Annotated in this window: 1 protein-coding gene; it reads left to right on the plus strand. The window is 32.2% G+C overall.

Features of this window, described 5'->3' with window-relative positions; all coding sequences use genetic code 11:
• Positions 1-1,230, plus strand: a 1,230-nt coding sequence (locus tag OEV82_RS13810) for an N-acetylglucosaminidase (RefSeq protein WP_263062211.1), incomplete at its 5' end; no start/stop codon positions are given.
• Positions 1,231-1,441 lie beyond the last annotated feature (211 nt).

Consider the following 1,441-nt stretch of genomic DNA (forward strand, 5'->3'; position numbering starts at 1 on the left):
TCAACTGGAGAAATATTAAGATTTAAAACTTTTTCAAACAACTGGTATGTAGCAACTGTTTATATTAATGGCAAGGCACAAGTTGGTTATATTCATCATTCAGATGTTGATCTTATATTTGATAAACAAGAAAACTTAAAGGGGCTGGCAAAAAGTAGTCCAACTAACGTATATTCAAGTCCTACAGAAAATTCAAGTGTTTTAAAAACATATAGGCAATATCATGTTTTAAGCTTTAAAACTTTTTCTCAAAATTGGTATGAAGCAACTGTGAATATAAATGGTAAATGGATTAAAGGATATATTTATAAAGATGATATTACAATCGGTACAATAGCAAAGAAATATTATGATATTAGTCTAGATCAAGCTCTAGAAAAACAAATGGCTGCCTACCCAAAAACAACTTATCCTAATATGTATGTTCATAAAGATGCATTAAAGAAAGATACAAATGGTAATTGGAAAGTGGTAGGAACAAATTGGAATGTTCGTAGTGGTCCTGGAACAAACTATGAAATTCTAGGAAAGTTAGATGAACGATATACTAAGGACGCGATTGTCGTTTATGGCCAAGTGGGGGACTTTTACCATTTTAGTACGTGGATCATAGCAACAAAAGAAGCAACTAGACCGTATTTAGATCCAAAAAGTTTCACACAAGGCTCTCCTGAATATTTACAATTCCTAGTATTAGACCAACCTGCTGGATTAAGTGCATCTGTTATCAACGAACGTATATTAAAAGGGAAAGGTATTCTTGAAGGAAAAGGTAGTGCCTTTATCGAAGCAGCTAAAAAGGTAAATATAAACGAGATTTATTTAATTGCCCACGCTATGTTAGAAACAGGTAACGGTACTTCTGGACTAGCGAATGGTGATAATTATAATGGTAAAGTAGTTTATAATATGTACGGTATTGGTGCTTCAGACAGCTGTGATTCACCATATCAATGCGGCTTAAAATATGCTTATGAACAAGGTTGGGATACCCCAGAGAAAGCTATTATTGGTGGAGCAGAATGGATTTACAATAAATTTATTGGCGATGGTAAAAATACGTTGTATAAAATGAGATGGAATCCTGATGGTTTGGTGCTTTACGGATATGCTAACGGCCAGTATGCTACAGATATTGCATGGGCTGTAAAACAGACAAAATTTATTTATCAGTACTATGAACTATTGGATGATTATAATCTTATTTTAGAAATACCTGAATATAAATAGACTCTTTTACAAAAATAACCGTAAATCAGATTTTTAATCATGATTTTACGGTTATTTTTATATCTTTATAGTCCTTTCGTCCCTCTATTGTGAGCGTCAAGTAAAATGTTACAGTTTTTGATAAATTATTTTTTACACTTTTGATGATTCAAAAATAGAGGTTCTATGTTTCATTCGATAACTATCACCATTTAAGTGAATTATCTCAGCT

The sequence above is a fragment of the Pallidibacillus thermolactis genome (assembly GCF_025660415.1).
Classification (GTDB): domain Bacteria; phylum Bacillota; class Bacilli; order Bacillales; family Caldibacillaceae; genus Pallidibacillus; species Pallidibacillus thermolactis.